This is a genomic window from Streptomyces sp. NPDC030838 (assembly GCF_055572035.1).
Genome location: NZ_JBVIED010000006.1, coordinates 128,717 through 146,840 on the forward strand (window position 1 = coordinate 128,717; position 18,124 = coordinate 146,840).

12 protein-coding genes and 1 pseudogene are annotated in these 18,124 nt (G+C 70.9%); 10 read left to right on the top strand and 3 right to left on the bottom strand.

The annotated features are described in order from the left end of the window. Window positions 1-13: 13 nt before the first annotated feature. Window positions 14-1,072 carry a PucR family transcriptional regulator gene (locus ACZ42A_RS18145; RefSeq protein ID WP_468528195.1) on the bottom strand — a complete coding sequence of 353 codons (1,059 nt, stop codon included), beginning with the start codon at window positions 1,070-1,072 and terminating at the stop codon, window positions 14-16. Between the two features lie 238 nt (window positions 1,073-1,310). On the opposite strand from ACZ42A_RS18145, the gene ACZ42A_RS18150 reads away from it, so the two are divergent. The 6 genes and pseudogenes from ACZ42A_RS18150 (at window position 1,311) to ACZ42A_RS18175 (ending at window position 11,536) form a co-directional block, all read left to right on the top strand. Continuing rightward, the gene (locus tag ACZ42A_RS18150; protein ID WP_468528196.1) at window positions 1,311-1,796 is read left to right on the top strand and encodes a hypothetical protein; all 486 of its coding nucleotides are present in this window, start codon (window positions 1,311-1,313) and stop codon (window positions 1,794-1,796) included. Between the two features lie 80 nt (window positions 1,797-1,876). Beyond that, on the top strand, window positions 1,877-3,919 hold the full coding sequence (locus ACZ42A_RS18155) for a flotillin family protein (protein ID WP_468528197.1): 2,043 nt from the start codon (window positions 1,877-1,879) through the stop codon (window positions 3,917-3,919). 82 nt (window positions 3,920-4,001) lie between these two features. Next, the gene (locus ACZ42A_RS18160) at window positions 4,002-8,867 is read left to right on the top strand and encodes a DNA repair ATPase (protein WP_468528198.1); all 4,866 of its coding nucleotides are present in this window, start codon (window positions 4,002-4,004) and stop codon (window positions 8,865-8,867) included. Next, the gene (locus tag ACZ42A_RS18165) at window positions 8,867-9,025 is read left to right on the top strand and encodes a hypothetical protein (protein WP_468528199.1); all 159 of its coding nucleotides are present in this window, start codon (window positions 8,867-8,869) and stop codon (window positions 9,023-9,025) included. The genes ACZ42A_RS18160 and ACZ42A_RS18165 overlap by 1 nt, the downstream gene beginning before the upstream one ends. Window positions 9,026-9,256: 231 nt before the next feature. Next, window positions 9,257-11,162 (top strand): annotated as a pseudogene (locus tag ACZ42A_RS18170) (NAD-binding protein). A gap of 149 nt (window positions 11,163-11,311) precedes the next feature. Beyond that, complete coding sequence (locus ACZ42A_RS18175; protein ID WP_468528466.1) at window positions 11,312-11,536, top strand: hypothetical protein; 225 nt, start codon at window positions 11,312-11,314, stop codon at window positions 11,534-11,536. Here the strand turns inward: ACZ42A_RS18175 and nhaA are convergent. After that, entirely contained in the window at window positions 11,506-12,879 is a 1,374-nt protein-coding gene (gene nhaA, locus ACZ42A_RS18180) for a Na+/H+ antiporter NhaA (protein ID WP_468528200.1), read from the bottom strand. The genes ACZ42A_RS18175 and nhaA overlap by 31 nt on opposite strands. A gap of 523 nt (window positions 12,880-13,402) precedes the next feature. Between nhaA and ACZ42A_RS18185 the strand changes: the two genes are divergently transcribed. From ACZ42A_RS18185 to ACZ42A_RS18200, 4 genes are all read left to right on the top strand, one after another. Beyond that, window positions 13,403-14,512, top strand: a complete 1,110-nt coding sequence (locus tag ACZ42A_RS18185; RefSeq protein ID WP_468528201.1) for a PucR family transcriptional regulator — start codon at window positions 13,403-13,405, stop codon at window positions 14,510-14,512. A gap of 185 nt (window positions 14,513-14,697) precedes the next feature. Then, a complete protein-coding gene (locus tag ACZ42A_RS18190) occupies window positions 14,698-15,129 on the top strand; it encodes an NfeD family protein (RefSeq protein WP_468528202.1) in 432 nt (143 codons plus the stop codon). A gap of 4 nt (window positions 15,130-15,133) precedes the next feature. After that, window positions 15,134-16,171, top strand: a complete 1,038-nt coding sequence (locus ACZ42A_RS18195) for an SPFH domain-containing protein (RefSeq protein ID WP_468528203.1) — start codon at window positions 15,134-15,136, stop codon at window positions 16,169-16,171. A gap of 296 nt (window positions 16,172-16,467) precedes the next feature. Next, window positions 16,468-17,334: a potassium channel family protein gene (locus ACZ42A_RS18200; protein ID WP_468528204.1), complete on the top strand. Its 867-nt coding sequence runs from the start codon at window positions 16,468-16,470 to the stop codon at window positions 17,332-17,334. 361 nt (window positions 17,335-17,695) lie between these two features. Here ACZ42A_RS18200 and ACZ42A_RS18205 read toward each other — a convergent pair whose 3' ends face one another. Next, window positions 17,696-18,106 (bottom strand): MerR family transcriptional regulator, encoded by a 411-nt coding sequence (locus tag ACZ42A_RS18205; RefSeq protein WP_468528205.1) that lies wholly within the window; start codon window positions 18,104-18,106, stop codon window positions 17,696-17,698. Between the last annotated feature and the right edge of the window lie 18 nt (window positions 18,107-18,124).

An 18,124-nucleotide genomic window follows, 5' to 3' on the forward strand; every position in this document is an offset into this window, starting at 1 on the left:
TCCTGTGCCGCCTTTACAGGCTCTTGCCGGGCCAGTCGAGCAGGCGGGCACCGATGACCGCGGTGTGCAGCGTGTAGCGGTGCGCCGGGTCGACGGGGTTGACGCCGGTGAGTTGGTGGATGCGCTCCAGGCGGTACGTCAGGGCCCGCACGCTCAGGGAGAGCCGCCGCGCGGCCTCGGTGGCCACACAGCCGCAGTCGAAGTAGGCGGTGAGCGTGTCCAGGAGCGGCTGCGCGCCGCTGCGGGCGGTGGTGAGGGGACCGAGGGTGCCCTGTACCAGATCGGCCATGGCCTGGCGGTCGCGGGTGAGCACGGGATAGACCAGCATGTCGGCGGCGCGCAGCACCGGGTCCTCCAGGTGGAGGCGGTCCGCGAGTTCGAGGGCGTTCAGCGCCTCCTCGTAGGACTGGACCACCCCACCGGGGCCGGGCTGGGGGCGGCCGATGGCGACGCGGCCGCCGTTGGTGGCGGCGTGTGCCTGCTTGGCGAAGTGGGCCAGCACTTCGTCCTGATGGCCCGGCGCGATGCACAGCAGCTGGCCGCCCTTGGTGGTCAGCAGGAAGTCCCGGTCGCCGAAGCGGGCTATCATCGCCTGCTCGACCTGGCGGGGGACCGGCGCTCCCTCCTCGTACGCGGTCGGTCCCTGGGCCACGGCGACGGCTTGGGCCTGGGACAGCCGCAGGCCGAAGCGTTCGGCGCGCTCCGCGAGACGGCCGAGGTCGCTGCGGCCGTAGAGGAGGTCGTCGATGAACTCCCGGCGCGCGGCCTCCTCCTGACGTACCGCGAGGCGCAGCGCGCGTTCGTGGCCTTCGGCGACGGCGTCGACCGCCTGCTGCACGGCCGCGAGCACGCTGTCGGTCGTGCCGGGGGTGTGGGGCCACGCCTCGCGGGTGGCGGCGAGGTACGCACCAACCAGGGCACGCAGGCCCAGCCCGGCGTCGGCGGCCTGCTCGCCCAGGGAGCGTCGGCACTCGATCTCGTCGCGGGTGAGGCGGCGGCCGGTTGCGGAGACATCGGTCAGGATCCGGGCGTAACCGTCGAGATATCTCTCCGGTGTTGCTGTCTTGTCCATCTATGTCCCCGTTTCCGGCTGGCCGTTGACGCTTTCTTAACGGTGTCCGGCATGCAGACCCTAGTGAACTTTGCCGGTCGTCGGCAATGCGCCGCCTGGCCGAACTGGTGCACCATGCCTGCGGGGAGCACAGCGGATCCATCGGTGCCGGGTACCGGCAGATACCGGTAGCCGGCACCAGACGTGAGGCGTGCTCCACACATCGGACACCGGCATTGCTGAAGGGGAGGGGCCGACCGTGCGGACACTGCTCATGGCCGCTTCCGGCCTCCCCACACTCCTGTTCACCGCGGCCCTGCTCGTGGTGGTGTGCTTCTGGCTGCTGGTCGCCGTGCGGGTCGCCGCCGCGGACAGCTTCGACGGGGACGTCGACCTCGACGCGCTCGGCATGGGCGGGGTACCCGTGACGGTAGCTCTTTCCCTGCTGGCGGCCCTCGCCTGGACACTCGCTCTCGGCGCGGCGCTCCTGCCGGACGCCCTCGCGCTCAGCGGACTGGCCGGCTGGCTGCTGCGGCTGGCGGCGCATGTCGGGGCACTGCTCGCCGCCTGGTGTCTCACCCGTCTCTCGCTGCGGCCGGTACGCCGGCTGATCGTCAGGCCGCTGCACCGCCTCCGCCCCGACGAACCCGGCCCGGCGCGGCCCGCCGACAACGACGGGTTCCTGCGGCAGGTTCCGGATTACGCGCCCGACGGCGTCGCCGAGTTCCACCACCGCGCCGCCTGAACCCGGTTCGCGGGCCCGCGCCCCGCGAACGGAGCTCCGCTTTCGCCTCTCGACTCCCTTACGCCTCAAGGACGTATGCCATGGATGCCCTGACTCTCGGCATCGGCGCGCTCATCGCCGCCTGCCTGCTCGCCCTGCTCCTCGCCTTCCTGTTCTCGCGTCTGTTCCGCAAGGTCGAGCAGGGCAAGGCCCTGATCGTCTCCAAGCTGCGGAAGGTCGATGTGACCTTCACCGGCCAGGTCGTGCTGCCCGTCCTGCACAAGGCCGAGGTGATGGACATCTCGGTGAAGGCCATCGAGATCACCAGAGTCGGCAAGGACGGGCTGATCTGCCAGGACAACATCCGCGCGGACATCCGCATCACCTTCTTCGTCAAGGTCAACAAGACCGTCGACGACGTCATCAAGGTCGCCCAGGCCGTCGGCACGGCGCGGGCGAGCGACCGGGACACGTTGCAGGAACTGTTCCACGCCAAGTTCTCCGAGGCGCTGAAGACCGTCGGCAAGCAGATGGACTTCACCGACCTGTACACCAAGCGCGAGGAGCTGCGGTACCGGATCATCGAGGTCATCGGCGTCGATCTCAATGGCTATCACCTGGAGGACGCGGCGATCGACTACCTGGAGCAGACGCCACTCACCCAGCTCGACCCCGCCAACGTCCTCGACGCCCAGGGCATCCGCAAGATCACCGAGCTGACGGCCGCAGAGCACGTGCGCACCAACGAGGCCCAGCGCACCGAGGAGAAGGAGATCACCCGGCAGAACGTCGACGCTCGGGAGGCCATCCTGGAGCTGGAGCGCCGCCAGGCCGATGCCGAGATCAAGCAGCGCCGGGAGATCGAGATCGTACGCGCAAGGGAGGAAGCCGAGACCGCGCGGGTGGTCGAGGAGGAGCGTCTGCGGGCGCAGAGCGCCTTCCTCAAGACCGAGGAACAGCTCGGCGTCCAGCGCGAGAACCAGGCCCGCGAGGTCGCGGTCGCGCAGAAGAACCGCGAGCGGGTCATCGCCATCGAGAACGAGCGCATCGAGAAGGACCGGCTGCTCGAAGTCATCGCACGCGAGCGGGAGACCGAGCTGACCCGGATCGCCGCCGCCAAGGAGGTCGAGACGGAGAAGCGGGAGATCGCCGAGGTCGTCCGGGAACGGGTCGCGGTGGACCGTACGGTCGCCGAGCAGGAGGAGTCCATCAAGAAGCTGCGCGCCGTCGAGGAGGCGGAGCGGCAGCGGCAGGCGGTGATCATCGCCGCCGAGGCCGAGGCCCAGGAGAAGCTGGTCAAGGACATCAAGGCCGCGGAGGCCGCCGAGCAGGCCGCCGTGCACCGCGCCGCCGAGGAACTCACCCTCGCCGAGGCCCGGTTGAAGAGCGCCGACCTCGACGCCCAGGCCAAGCTGCGGCTCGCCGAGGGTGTCCAGGCCGAGTCCGCCGCCGAGGGGCTGGCCGCCGTCCAGGTCCGCGACAAGGAGGCCGAGGTCATCGAGAAGGCCGGCCGCGCGGAGGCGGAGGCGACCGAAGCGCGGATGCGGGCCGAGGCGGAGGGCGCCCGGGCGAAGGCGCTGGCGGAGGCGGCGGCCATCGGCGAGAAGCTGAAGGCGGAGGCCGCCGGTCTGACCGAGAAGGCCGCCGCGATGGCCGCGCTGGACGAGACGTCCCGTGCGCACGAGGAGTACCGGCTGCGGCTGGAGGCCGAGAAGGACATCCGGCTCGCCGGACTGGACGTGCAGCGGCAGATCGCCGAGGCACAGGCCACCGTGCTCGCCACCGGCCTGGAGAACGCCGACATCGACATCGTCGGCGGCGAGTCGGTCTTCTTCGACCGGCTGGTCGGGTCGATCGCGCTCGGCAAGGGCGTCGACGGGTTCGTGCAGCACTCGGAGACGGCGCAGACCCTCGCGAAGCCGTGGCTGGACGGCACGTCGAGCTTCACCGACGACCTCGGCCGTGCCCTCGGCTCCGTCACCACGTCCGACATGCAGAACCTGACCGTGTCCGCCCTGCTGATGAAGCTCATGAAGTCGGGCGGCGCCGACTCCGGTGCGCTGAGAGAACTGCTCGGCAAGGCGGGCGAGCTGGGCCTCGCCGACACCTCGCTCGCGGCCCTGAACGGCAGCGCGAAGGGCTGACCGGCCGCGGTCCCGGAGCTGCCGGCACAGGGGGCGACAGCTCCGGGACCCCTCCCTTTTCCGACTTCCTGAGAGGGACCTCATGACCACCGGCCTGGACACGGGTACGTACGAGGTGCTGCGCGACCGCCTCACCGCACAGGCGGCCGAGCTCGCCCGCCGCGCCGAGGCGCTGAACACCCGCCGTATCGAGGAGTTCGGCTCCCTGCGGCTGGAACTGGCCGGCACCGAGCGGCTGCGCACCGAATCGGCCTGCGTGCCGCGCGACATCGTGTCCGTCGGCGACGTCCTGCTCTTCGGCTACAACACCGTCCCCGGCCGCGGGCCGCGGACCACCGTCGGGAACGTGTTCGCGCTGCACGACCGCGCCCTGAACCGGCTGCCCGACGACGCCGTGCCCGGCCTGCTCGACGACCCCGCCTTCGTCCGCGAGTTCGCCGCCCTGCACCGCTACTTCCACCAGGCCCGGCTGCTCCGGCTCCGACGCGTCGAGGACAAGCTGCTGGCCGTCTTCCAGACCGGCGAGAAGGCCGACGACATCCGCGTCCTGCGCTGGGCCGTCACCGACGACGGCCAGGTGTCGTTCCTGGACGCGCGTGGTGACCGCGACCACGTCCTCCCGCCCGCGCACGACTTCGCGTGGACGGTGACGACACGCGAGGACCACGTGCTGGGCCGTCACCCACACGTCTCGATCGAGGGGGAGGTGTTCGTCGCCACGCTGGGCGGGACACTGACCGTCAAGGTCGAGGACGACACCGAGACCGGTGACGGCATCCACACCGAGCCGGTCGTCGAGCCGTTGCAGTCGCTCGCCGACGCGCACATCGCGTACGCGCGCGTGGGCGCCCTGATCCTGATGGACATCCTCCCTTACAAGGAGGACGTCCACCGCTACCTGGTGTTCAACACCCTCACCAAGGCGGTCGTCCGCCTCGACGGGATCGGGCAGGCGTGCCGTCGGCTGCCCGAGGACCAGGGCATCGTCTTCCCCGGCGGTTACTGCCTGGCCACCGGCACGCACCGGACGTTCGACGGCGTCGACACCACGGGCCTGGAGTTCGAGCGGGTGGTCCGGTCCCCGAACGGCGAGGACGTCCTCTTCACCTTCCACGCGCGGGTGGAGGGCCGCAGCCTGCTGCTGCCGTACAACATGATCCGCAAGGAGATTCCCACCCTCCTGACCTGCCACGGCTGGGCGCTCTTCGACGACGGAGCCCTGCTCGCCCTGCGCGCGGACGGCGACGAGCCGCAGCGCGTGCACCCCGTCCAGCTGTGGAACTCCCCGTACGTCTCCGACACCCACGCCGCCCGCCGGCCGGCCGGGACCGGGCCGCTCGCCCGTGTCGGCAACGCCGACCTCGTCCGCGGCATCTCCGACTGTTTGTCCCTCACGCGCGCGGTCGCCGACACCACCCCGACCAGGGAGGTCTACGAGGCACTGGCCGCCGCCTGCGTCCGGGCCGCCGACTCTCACCACTGGCTGGCCGAGCCGGGACTCGGCGGCCTGCATGAGCCGCTCACGCAGGTCCGGTCCACCGCCGAACAGGTGCTGGCCGAGTTCGAGACGGTCCAGGCCCTCACCCGGCAGGCCGCAGAAGCCCTCGCGGAGGCCGCGGCGCGCGTCGCGGGCGTCGTACGGCGCCTGCGCGGCGAGGCACCGCGCAGCGCCGCCGCCTGGGTGTCCGGGCTCACCGAACTCCGGCACGCCCAGGGCCACCTGCTCACCCTCAAAGACATGCGGTACGCGGACACCGACCGCATCGACGAGCTGGCCGCCGACGTCGAGACCGACCTCGCCGGCTTCGGGCAGCGAGCCGTCACCCACCTGGCCCACGAGAACGCCTTCGCCGCCCACCAGGCCGACATCGAGCGGCTCGTCGCCGACGCCGAGGCGATCACCACCGTCGCCGAGGGCGCGCCCGTCGCGGCACGCCTCGACGAACACGCCGGCAGTCTGCGCACGGTGACCGAGGTCGTTGCCGGTCTCGACATCGGCGACGCCACCGTCCGGACCTCCATCCTGGAACGGATCGCCGAGGTCCTCGGCGGCGTCAACCGCGCCCGCGCCACCCTCGACGCCCGCCGTCGCGAACTCCTCGACCAGGAGGGAAGAGCCGAGTTCGCCGCCGAGTTCGCCCTGCTCGGCCAGGCCGTCACCGGCGCGCTCGCGGCGGCCGGCACCCCCGAGGCCTGCGACGAGCAACTGTCCCGCATGCTCGTACAGGTGGAGAACCTGGAGTCGCGGTTCGCCGAGTCCGAGGACTTCCTGGCAGAGCTGGCGGACAAGCGCGACGAGGTCCACGAGGCGTTCTCCGCCCGCAGGCAGACCCTCGCCGACGCCCGCGCCCGCCGCGCCGAGCGGCTGGCCGACTCGGCGGCCCGCGTGCTGGAAACGGTCACCCGCCGCGCGTCCGCGCTCGCCGACGCGGACGCCGTCACCACGTACTTCACCTCCGACCCGATGCCCGCCAAGGTCCGCCGCACCGCCGACGAACTGCGCGAACTCGGCGACCCGGTGCGGGCGGAGGAACTGGACGGCCGTCTGAGGGCCGCCCGCCAGCAGGCCCTGCGCGCCCTGCGCGACCGCACCGACCTCTACGCCGACGACGGCCGCACCATCCGCCTGGGCACCCACCGCTTCGCCGTCGACACCCAGCCGCTGGACCTCACTCTGGTCCCCCAGGGCGAGGGCCTGGCCTTCGCCCTGACCGGCACCGACTACCGCGCCCCGGTCACCGATCCCGACATCGCCGCGACCCGGCCGTACTGGGACCGCCCGCTGCCCTCGGAGTCGCCGGAGGTCTACCGCGCCGAACACCTCGCCGCCCGCCTCCTCGACGAGTACGGCCCGGCCGCCCTCACGGCGGCCGAGGACCTGCCCGCCCTGGTCCGGCGGGCGGCCGAGGCGGCCTACGACGAGGGCTACGAGCGCGGCGTCCACGACCACGACGCGGCGCTCATCCTGGCCGCGCTCCTGCGCCTGCACGAGGGTGCCGGGCTGCTGCGCCACGAGCCCGCCGCCCGCGCCGCCGCCCAGCTCTTCTGGGCACACGGCACGACGGCCGACGAGCGGGACGGCTGGACCCGGCGCGCGGTCTCCCTGGCCCGGGCCCACGACATCTTCGGACTCGCGCCCGCGATCGCCGATCTGCAGGCCGAACTCGCCGCGGCGATCGGCGACCAGGCCGCGGCCGCCTACCTTTTCGAGGAGCTGACCCGCGGCCCCGACGGCTTCATCATCAGCGCCGGCACCCGCACCCTGCTCGACAAGTTCCGCCGCACGGTCGGCACACCGGCCTACGACGACGACCTCGCCTCCCTCACCGATCCGGCCGCCCGCAGACAACTCGTCGAGGCGTGGCTGACCTCGTACACCACCGCGACCGGAGCAGACCTCACCCCGGGCGACCTGGCGGAGGCGGTGGCCGCCGAGCTCTGCCCGCTCCTGCCTCGCTACGAGTCGGACGCTCCCCTGACCGAAACCGTCGAGGGACTGCTCGGCACCCACCCGCGCCTAAACGGCCGTACTCTCACCGTGCGCGTCGACGAACTCCTCGCGCGTGCCGGGGACTTCCGCACCCGCGAGGTCCCCGCCCACCGGGCCTACCAGCGCCGCCGCACGGCTCTCGTGGCCGCCGAGCGCAGCCGCCTCCGCCTGGACGAGTACCGGCCGCGCGTGATGTCGGCGTTCGTCCGCAGCAGGCTCATCGACGAGGTGTACCTGCCGCTGATCGGCGACAGCCTCGCCAGGCAACTCGGCACCACGGGCGACACCAAGCGCACGGACACCGGCGGCCTGCTCCTGCTCATCTCCCCGCCGGGCTACGGCAAGACGACTCTCATGGAGTACGTCGCCGACCGGCTCGGCCTGATGCTGGTGAAGGTCAACGGCCCCGCGCTGGGCCACACCGTGACCTCGCTGGACCCGGCCGAAGCTCCGAACGCGACGGCCCGGCAGGAGATCGAAAAGATCAACTTCGCGCTGGCGGCGGGCAACAACACCCTCCTCTACCTCGACGACATCCAGCACACCTCGCCCGAGCTGCTGCAGAAGTTCATCCCGTTGTGCGATGCCACACGCCGTGTCGAGGGCGTGTGGGACGGCGAACCGCGCACCTACGACCTGCGGGGCAAACGGTTCGCGGTGTGCATGGCGGGCAACCCGTACACCGAGTCCGGCAGCCGCTTCCGCGTGCCGGACATGCTCGCCAACCGTGCCGACGTGTGGAACCTGGGCGACGCCCTGGCCGGCAAGGAGGACATCTTCGCGCTGAGCTTCGTCGAGAACGCCCTCACCGCCCACCCGGTGCTCGCTCCGCTCGCCGGCCGCGACCGTACGGACCTGGACATCCTGATCCGCCTCGCCAGTGCCGACCCCGACGTGCGCCCCGATCAGCTCGTCCACCCCTACGCCCCCGCGGAACTGGAGCACATCCTGGCCGTCCTGCGCCTGGTGCTGGCGGCCCGCGAGACCGTCCTCGCCGTCAACGCGGCGTACATCGCGTCCGCCGCGCAGGACGCCGCCGCCCGCACCGAGCCGCCGTTCCTGCTGCAGGGCTCGTACCGCAACATGAACAAGATCGTCCAGCGGATCCAGCCCGTGATGAACGATGCCGAACTCCAGGCGCTCATCGACGACCACTACACCGCGGAGGCCCACACTCTCACCACCGGCGCCGAGGCCAATCTCCTGAAACTGGGAGAACTACGGCGGACCCTCACGCCCGAGCAGGCCCAGCGGTGGGCCGAGGTCAAGGCCGCGTACGTCCGCGACCGAGCCGTCGGCGGCCCGGACGACGAACCGCTCGCCCGCGCAGCCGCCGCCCTGGGGCTCCTCGCCGACCGGGTGGCGGCCGTCGAGGCGGCCATCACGCGGGCCATCGACCCCCGTTCCTTGCTCGCCAACCCGAACGCACGGCACGCTGCCGGACGGAGGGAGCAGTGATGGCCCCGTTCCTGATCCCCATCGCCGTCGCTCTCGCGATCATCACCCTGACCACCGCTGTTCTGACAGCCCGGGACCGGCGACGCGGTGCGGCCGAGGCGGAACCATCGGCCGAAAGGACGGAAGACGAGATCGTCTCCGACGAACTGGCGAGCTGACGGTCCGGCTCGAACCGCCACCCGCTTGGCCATCGGGCTCGTCGCCGAGGGGCTCGGCGGCGGAGGCGTGAGGCGATGTCGGTGGCCTGAGACATGATCAGTACGTACGCGGGGCCGGCCGACCGCCGTCCGCGGCCTGCCGATGCCTCGGGACCAGGCAAGGGGGAACATGTCATGAGAGGTGTGCCCGCGCTACCCGACCAGGTCCGTCGCCGGGCACTGCCGGGACACATGGTGGTGTGCGGAGACGACGCCCTCGCCGAACGTCTGGCCGCCGAGCTGCGCGAGCTGTACCGCAAGCGCGTCACCGTCGTCGTCCCGTCACTGCCGGGAGATCGCAGGGCCGGCGCCGGCCCGGCGGGGCGGACCCGCACGGCGATGCTGCTCGCCCGGATGCAGACGCTCGTGAACAGGACCGCCGTCGCGGACGTCACGTCCGGCGTACGCGTCCTCGAGGCACCACTCCTCGACGAGGAGACGCTGGCCGAGGCCGGTGTCGCGGAGGCCGACGCCCTGGCGCTCGTGCACGACGACGACGAGACCAACATTCGCGCCGCCCTCGCCGCCCGCCGGCTGAACCCCCGGCTGCGCCTGGTCATCCGGCTCTACGACCGCAAACTGGGCCAGCACCTCGCCGACCTGCTGGACCAGGCCGCCATGGTGGCTTCCCCCGGCCTCGACCCGGCGGCCCTGGACACCTCCACCACCGTTCTGTCGGACGCCGACACCGCCGCACCGGCACTGGCGGCCTCGGCCGTGGCCGGAACCAGCAAGGTCGTTCAGGCCGACGGCCTGCTACTGCGCGCCGTGGAGCGCACGCCACCCGGGCGCGGCGAGGTCGCCGACCCCGGCCTGTGCACGCTCGCCCTGTTGTCCTCCACCGCCGGCGACCCGGCGGGCGCCGAGGGGTCCGAGGGGAGCGGCCAGGAGGGACCACTGCTGCTGCCGGACGACCGCACTGTGGCCGCCGCAACCGGACGCGGCACCGTGGTCCTGGAAACCGTCTCCTACGCCGGGCCCGCGCGCCTCACCGGCCGCCTGGCACGCCGCGCCCTGCCGTTCGGCTCGCTGTTCTCGCGGCGGCTGCGCTGGTCCCTGGCAGGGCTGGTGCTCTGCGTCGCGGGTCTGGCGGTTGCCTCGTGGCTGACCACGGGCGAGCACCCCCTGCACGCCGCCTACCTCACCCTCCTTGACCTCCTCGCCATCGGCGACCCCGCCACCGGCGAACCGACCGCCCGCCAGATACTCCAACTCCTGTCCGGACTGGCCGGACTCCTCCTGCTGCCCGTCCTGCTCGCCGCCGTGCTGGAAGGGCTCGGCACCTTCCGCACCGCCTCCACGCTGCGCCGTCCGCCCCGCGGCCTGTCGGGCCACGTCGTCCTCCTCGGCCTCGGCAAGGTCGGCACCCGGGTCCTGGCCCGCCTGCGCGAACTGGGCATCCCCGTCGTCTGCGTCGAGGAGGATCCCGAGGCCCGCGGCCTCCCGCTCGCCCGCCGCCTGCGCGTACCGGTGGTGCTCGGCGACGTCACCCAGGAAGGCGTCCTGGAAGCCGCAAACGTCCACCGCGCGCACGCCCTGCTCGCCGTCACCAGCAGCGACACCACCAACCTGGAAGCCGCGCTCTACGCCCGCTCGGTCGCACCCCGTCTGCGCGTGTCCCTGCGTCTGTACGACGACGACGTCGCCACCGCCGTCTACCGCACCCTGCGCGCCGCCCACCCCCGGGCCCTGACCCGCAGCCGAAGCGTCTCCACCCTCGCCGCCCCAGCGTTCGATGATGGGCCGCAGGGTCCTCGGTGCCATCCCGGTCGAGCGGAGAGTGCTCGTCTTCGCGGCCCTTGAGGTGGCGGGTCACCCGGAACTGGAGGGCCGTACGATCGCCGAGACGTTCCGCCCGGGCGCGTGGCGCGTGCTCGCCATCGACTCCGCCGCGCCCGACGAGCGCCTGCCCGACCTCGCTGTCTCCCCCTCCGACGACGGCACGGACCACCTCAGCGGCCTCCTCTGGGACCTCCACCCGGGCTACGTCCTGCGCCCCCAGGACCGCGTCGTCCTCGCCGCCACCCGCCGGGGCCTGGCCGAACTCCTGGCAGCCCGGCCGCGCACTCGTCGATCGCCCCGCGGGGCCTCGGTGTGATCTCGGTCGGATGTGGCCAGGACTGGTGATCTGCCGCAGCCATGTGCTGTGACGGTCACGGTGCCGTGGAAGACGTGGGCACGCTTGTCGTATCTCGTGGCCACCGCCCGGGACCCCTCACTGGCCGGCTCCTGGGCTGCGTCCTGGGCGTGGCCATCGTGACCTGGCTGACCACCGGCGACCACCCGCTGCACGCCGCCTGTCCCACGTTGCTCGACTTCCTCGCGATCGGCGACCCGGCGCTCGACGAGCCCACCGCGCGGCAGGTGCTCCACTCGCCCGCCGCCTTGGACTGGTCCGGAATCCTGGCCGGGAGTGTCCTACCCGCCGAGTGTTCACGTGTTCACGGGTCGGCGGATCTGCCGCCGCTGTGACCGTGTCGGTCCGGATCTCGAGTCCGTGGGTTGGCGGTGCGCTGCGGTGAGGTTGAGTCGGCCTGTTGGTAGATGTCGGGGATGCCGTCGGCGTTCTCGTCGCGGTTCTCCTCCGCGTACAGCCGGCGGTACTTGTTGTTCCGCAATCTGAGCAGTACACATGCCACGAGTGCGGAGGTCAGGGAGCCGAGGAGGACGGCGGCCTTGATGTGCTCGAGGTCTGCGGGGTTCGGATAGGCGAGTTCGCCGATCAGCAGGGAGACGGTGAAGCCGATGCCGGCCAGCGTGGCCAACGCGAACACGTCGGCCCAGGCGAGGACCGGGTTGAGGCGGGCCCGGGTGAAGCGAACGGCGAGGTAGGAGCCGCCGAAGACGCCCAGGACCTTGCCGGCGGCCAGGCCCACTGCCACGCCCAGCGGCTCGGGTTCGCTGACCACAGCCCCGAGCGTGTCGCCGGAGACGCTGACGCCGGCCGAGAACAGCGCGAACAGGGGGACGGCGACTCCAGCGGAGACGGGGCGGACGAGGTGCGCGATTTGCTCGGCCGGACGTCGGCCTCTCTCACCGTCCTTCGCCACCCGTAGCAGCAGTCCCATGGCGACTCCGGCAACGGTCGCATGGATGCCGCTGGCGTACGTCAGGCCCCAGATCGCCAGGGCGAGCGGCAGATACCAGTACCAGCCGTGCACACGCCGTCGGTCGTGCAGGTGGAAGAACAACCCCAGCCCGAGGACGGCGCCGATGAGCGCGGGAAGGTGGATGGTCGAGGTGTAGACGAGGGCGATGACGACGACGGCCCCCAGGTCGTCGACCACTGCGAGCGTCAGCAGGAAGGCACGCAGCGCCGAGGGCAGATGGGTGCCGATCACCGCGAGCACACCCAGGGCGAAGGCGATGTCGGTGGCCATGGGGACGGCCCAGCCGTTCCACGTTCCGTCCATGTTGGTGGCGACAAGCCCATAGACCAAGGCCGGTACCGCCATGCCGCAGAATGCCGCGATCACCGGCAACGCCGCCGTGCCCGGGTGACGCAGCTCGCCGACCACCAGCTCACGCTTGAGTTCCGCGCCGGCGACGAAGAAGAAGATGGCCAGCAGTCCGTCGGCCGTCCAGTGGGCCACGGAGAGATTCAGGCCGAGTGCCTCGATGCCGAAGTGGAAGTCCCGTATGGACTCGTATGCGCCGCTCAACGGGGTGTTGGCCCACACCAGCGCTACGGTGGCCGCAACGAGCAGCACCATCCCGCCGACCGTCTCTGTGCGCAGCGCGTCCGCCACGAACGTCCGCTCGGGCAGCGGGAGACGGCCGAGGAAGGTGCGGTTCCTGCGGTTACGTCCGGGCATGTAGCCGACCTTTCGCTGACCTGGTGCGGCCTCCTGGGTACGGTGCAGTCGGGAGCGGTCGTGGCAAGGAACGGCCTGCCCAGGGGTAGGCAGTGGATCCTCCTGAATGTGTCCGGGCACCAGAGTTCTGACGCCGGCGCAGGCGGGCAGAGTCGCGTACGGCTGTCGGTCGGGGGCGACCACCGACAGCCCGGGAAGAAGTAGATGGTCGCTCATGCCAGGTAGCCGGTCGTCGGTGTGGTGCTCGCCCGAGCTGGGAGCCCCTGCCTTCGCCAGTCGTGTTGTCTCCCGTCGTCGCTCCGGTGGCGTCGCCGCGCCGCATGCCGCGACCAGCTCTGTTTTAATCACGGATTACCCGCGCGGATCAGCGGGACGCCTGCCGAGTCGGAACAAACACGGCCGTCTCGACCCCGCGCACTTTGCCGTCCTTCGGCAAAATGGGGGCATGGTGGCGGGAAAGCGTTCCCAAGATCCGGTTCCGGTGGCGCCGACTGCCGGAGTCGCCGCGCCGCATGCCGCGACCGTGGCGGGTAACAAGCCCACGGCGGCGGACTGGGAACGGCACCTGAAGCAGCTCGCCGGCACCTGCGTCAGCAAACGGCGACTGCCTGTCGAGGACCTTGAGAGGCTTCGGCAGCTCGCCGCCATGGCGGCCGGCCGTGGAACGGCCCTGCGGTTCCTGGTCGCCGAGTACCTGACCTCGGTGTGCCGGGTCTGGACGGACCTGTCGGGGACCGGTCAGGCGCTGGAGCCCGACGATCTGAGAGAAGTCGGTTCGGCTCTGATCAACGCGATCAGCGAGGCGACCGTGGCACTGACGGAGGGCTATGAAACCGCCCACCGCGCGGCCATCCGAGGCGAAGAGGCGATGCGGCGGGAGTTCGTCGACGACCTCCTCGACGGTCGAACCGGCCTGGGCCGCCTTGCCGAGCGGGCCGAACGGTTCGGGCTGCGACTGGTCGGGCCGCACAGTGTCGCCGTCGCCCGGGCGAGCAAGCCCTTCGGCGCGGGGGACGATGCCACGCGCTATGTCGAAGAGGCGCTGTCCGCCAGGTTCAGCACGCAGGACGTGCTGATCACCACCAAGGACAGCTTGCTCGTGTGTGTATCGCCCGGCGCGGTACCGGAGGTCACGGACTTCTTCGCCGGCGCGGTGCGCAACGCCGTCGACGAGCGGTGCAGGATCGCCGTCAGCCGCCCCCGGCCAGGCCCCAGCGGCATCGTCCGTTCCTACCAGGAGGCACGCAGCACCCTCGACCTCGCCACCCAGCTCGGCCTGCCCCCCTCGTGCGTGCACGCCTCGGACCTGCTGGTGTTCCAGGTTCTCGGCAGAGACCGCGCCGCCATCACCGACTTGGTGGCCACTGTCCTGGGCGGCCTCGAAGGCGCACGCGGCGGGCCGAGGACACTCCTGGAGACCCTGACCGCGTTCTTCGCCAGCGGCTGCCTGAACACCACCACGGCCCGCCGACTCGGGGTGAGCGTGCGCACCGTCACCTACCGGCTCACCCGAATCCGGCAACTCACCGGCCACGACCCCACCGACCCCGACCAGCGGTACATCCTGCAGACCGCCGCACTCGGCGCCCGCCTCCTGGACTGGCCGGCCCGCCCTCTGCAACCCTCCGAGTGATCCGGTCCGGGCTACGGCCGGCGTGCTGACCTGCTGACCCGTTGCTGCGGATCGAGTACGCACGCGATCCGGCGGAGCAGAAACGTAGGTTTGCTTATCGCAGGGATACCGCGACTGCCCTGTATCGGGGTCCAATGGTCAGAGTCATGCCCTTCCGCACCCGCACCGGTGAGAGGAGGCACGCAATGGATCCATGGCTGATCTGGTTGATCGTCGCAGCCGTGTTGGCTGTGGCGGAGATCTTCACCCTTACTGCTGCGCTCGGAATGCTGAGCGCGGCGGCGTTGGTCACGGCGGGGTCCGCCGCGATCGGGCTGCCGCCGCCTTTCCAGTTTCTGGTGTTCACCATCGTCGCCACGGTCACCGTGCTTTTCGTGCGCCCCATCGCGTTGCGCCATGTGCTCCAGCCCCAGGTGAAGCGATTCGGTGTGGACGCACTGGTCGGCAGGGCTGCCTATGTCGTCTCGGAGGTGACGGGCCTGGACGGCAGGGTCCGCATCGACGGCGAGGAGTGGACGGCTCGCGCCTACGACGAGACGCTGGTGATTCCTCCCGGAAAGACCGTTGATGTCATAGAGATCAAGGGCGCCACCGCGATCGTCTACCCCAGGGACTGAAACCATGGAAACTTCGGCTTTCCTCATCGCCGGCGTGATCGTCGCACTGATCGCGGTTTTCACCGTGGTGCGTGCGGTCCGTATCGTGCCCCAGGCGCGGGCGCGTAATGTCGAGCGACTCGGCCGCTACCACCGGACCCTGAATCCTGGCCTCAACCTCGTCATTCCTTACATTGACCGGGTTCACCCGCTGATCGACCTGCGGGAACAGGTGGTCTCCTTCAAACCGCAGCCGGTCATCACCGAGGACAACCTGGTCGTCGAGATCGACACCGTCCTGTACTTCCAGGTCACCGACCCGCGCGCGGCGTTCTACGAGATCGCGAATTTCCTTCAGGCGGTCGAGCAGCTCACCGTCACCACCTTGCGCAACGTCGTGGGATCCATGGACCTGGAAAAGACCCTTACTTCCCGGGACACCATCAACAGCCAGCTCCGCGGCGTGCTGGACGAGGCGACCGGCAAGTGGGGGCTGAGGGTCAACCGGGTCGAGATCAAGGCCATCGACCCTCCGCAGTCCATCAAGGACGCGATGCAGAAGCAGATGCGGGCCGAGCGGGACAAGCGGGCCGCGATTCTCACCGCCGAGGGGCAACGCCAGTCGCAGATTCTCACCGCCGAGGGCGACAAGCAGGCCGCCGTCCTGCGCGCGGAGGGCAACCGTACCGCTGCGATCCTCCAGGCCGAGGGCCAGTCCCGGGCCATCGACGAGGTGTTCCAGGCCGTGCATCGCAACGACCCGGACCCCAAGCTGCTCGCCTACCAGTACCTCCAGATGCTGCCCCAACTCGCGCAAGGCTCCGGCAGCACGTTCTGGGTGATTCCGAGCGAGATGACCGCTGCGCTGCAGGGCGTGTCCCGCGCCTTCAGTGAGGTGCTGCCGCAGTCACCGGCCACCCGCGAGAAGCCCTCGGACGACATGGCCGCCCAGGCCGCCAACGACACGGCTAAGGCCGCGGAGGCCGCTGCCGCCGCCCTCGCCGACGCAGCCAAGGCCGATCGCGCAGCCCCCGCCGCCATCCCGTCCAACCCCCCACGCTGACCAGGGCGACGCACCCGGCATCCGTAACGTCATCGGCTGACCGCTGCGGTCGCTCCACCTGAGGTCTTTGACGAATGCACGCCGCCGGTCGCTTGGCCAGACGCGCCCCGCGGTTGGCCAAGCAGACCGAGCCCGGCGCGATGCACATCTCTCCGTGCCGGCCTGCTTCGGGACGGTGACGACTGTCCCGGAGCATGGTGCATCTCGGGTGAGTTCCGAGGCGCAGGGGTGGTGACGGCCCGGGTGGACCGGTGACACGGCAGGCTGGAACTGCTGCGCCCGGACGAGGAGGTTTTATGGACTGGCTGGTCACGCTGATCGGTGCCGCCATGATCCTGATCATCCTGAGGGACCTGTTCCACACACTGTGGCATCCGACGCGACACGGGGGCCTGAGCCGGATCGTGATGACGGGGCTGTGGCGGCTGCTCTCCCCGAGCCGTGCGGTACGGGGGGCGGCGGGGCTTGTCGGTCCCCTCGGCATGGTGAGCGTGGTGGTGATGTGGGCGTGTGGGGTGGCCGTGGGCTGGGCCCTGGTGTATTGGCCCCACGTGCCGGAGGCGTTCGCCTTCTCCAGTGCGCTGGATCCGGCCGAGCACTCGGGTCCGGTGGACGCCCTCTACATCTCTCTGGTGATCGTCTCCACGCTCGGCCTGGGCGACATCGCGCCCGCGGAGGGCTGGCTGCGCGTCGTCGCACCTCTTGAAGCACTGGTGGGCTTCGCACTGCTGACCGCAACGGTCTCCTGGGTCCTCGGCATCTATCCCGCTCTGGCCCGGCGCCGGGCGCTTGCGCTGCGGATCTGCCACCTGCGCCGCGCCGGTCTGACACCGCAGCAACTGGACTCCGATGCCGGGGCCGCGGTGCTGGACGGACTCGCCGGCGACATCGCCCGGGTCTGTGTGGACCTCACCCAGTACCCCGAGTCCTATTACTTCCACGATGGCCCCGGCGACACCTCGCTGGCCCGGTCGATCGGATACGCCGCGGACCTGGCCGAGCAGGCGCGGCGGTCGGAACACGCGGGTATCCGGCTCGCGGCGTCGGTGCTCGCCGCGGCACTCGACGACCTCGCCGCCGTACTCGACGACCGCTTCCTGCACACGCGAGGCGCCGCACAGCAGGTCCTGGCCGCCTACGCGCACGACCACGGCAGCCGCTGAGCCTGAACGCTTCCGCGCCCTGTCGACACGGGCATCGGCATGTATGCCTGCGTGGGCAAGCATGCAGCGGAGTGTCGGCATCGCAGGGCAGGCATGCTCAGTGGTGATGACTCGCGGGTAGGGTATGCGGCCGGGATCACCGTGCACGTGAGGATGCGGCACACCTCGGCGTCGGTGCAGCCGGCCGGATCGGTCACGGCGGCCCGCTCCGCCAGAGCCTGGAGGACCGCCTTCGTGGCTTCGAGTGCGGCCAGGCGCCGGTCGATGTCCGCAAGGTGCCGGCCGACGAGCGCGGTGACGTGGGAGCAGGGGGCGGCGCCGGCCCGAGCAGACCGGGAAAGGGTGAAGAGGCAGCCCGTCCTTACGAGACGGTGGCGCTCTGGTTCCGCTCCACCCGCTCCTGCAGCGTTCGCGCGAACTCCTCGGCCCGCGCGAGCTGGACGCGCAGCTTGGCGATCTGCTCGGCAGCGCTCTGCTCGTATCCACGGATACGCTCCACCAGGGCCTCTCGCTCATCCGGCGACACCTGATCACCGTCAAGGCGGTCGGTCGCGTCCAGCAAGTCGCGCATCTGATCCAGGGTGAAGCCCAGAGGTTTCATCCGGCGGATCACCATCAGCCGGGCGACGTCCCGTTCGGTGTAGAGGCGGAAGCCGCCCTGGGAGCGGGCGGAGGGAACGACCAGCCCGGTCTCCTCGTAGTGCCGGATGGTGCGCAGGGACAGTTCGGTCCGTGCGGCGACTTCGCCGATCTGCATGTGCTTGCCGTCCACGCCCGTGATCCTCTGGCC

Excerpts from the sequence above, each read along its gene's own strand:
- ACZ42A_RS18145 (WP_468528195.1), bottom strand. The coding sequence starts at position 1,072 with ATGGACAAGACAGCAACACCGGAGAGATATCTCGACGGTTACGCCCGG.
- ACZ42A_RS18155 (WP_468528197.1), top strand. The coding sequence starts at position 1,877 with ATGGATGCCCTGACTCTCGGCATCGGCGCGCTCATCGCCGCCTGCCTG.
- ACZ42A_RS18160 (WP_468528198.1), top strand. The coding sequence starts at position 4,002 with ATGACCACCGGCCTGGACACGGGTACGTACGAGGTGCTGCGCGACCGC.
- ACZ42A_RS18165 (WP_468528199.1), top strand. The coding sequence starts at position 8,867 with ATGGCCCCGTTCCTGATCCCCATCGCCGTCGCTCTCGCGATCATCACC.
- nhaA (WP_468528200.1), bottom strand. The coding sequence starts at position 12,879 with ATGCCCGGACGTAACCGCAGGAACCGCACCTTCCTCGGCCGTCTCCCG.
- ACZ42A_RS18190 (WP_468528202.1), top strand. The coding sequence starts at position 14,698 with ATGGATCCATGGCTGATCTGGTTGATCGTCGCAGCCGTGTTGGCTGTG.
- ACZ42A_RS18195 (WP_468528203.1), top strand. The coding sequence starts at position 15,134 with ATGGAAACTTCGGCTTTCCTCATCGCCGGCGTGATCGTCGCACTGATC.
- ACZ42A_RS18200 (WP_468528204.1), top strand. The coding sequence starts at position 16,468 with ATGGACTGGCTGGTCACGCTGATCGGTGCCGCCATGATCCTGATCATC.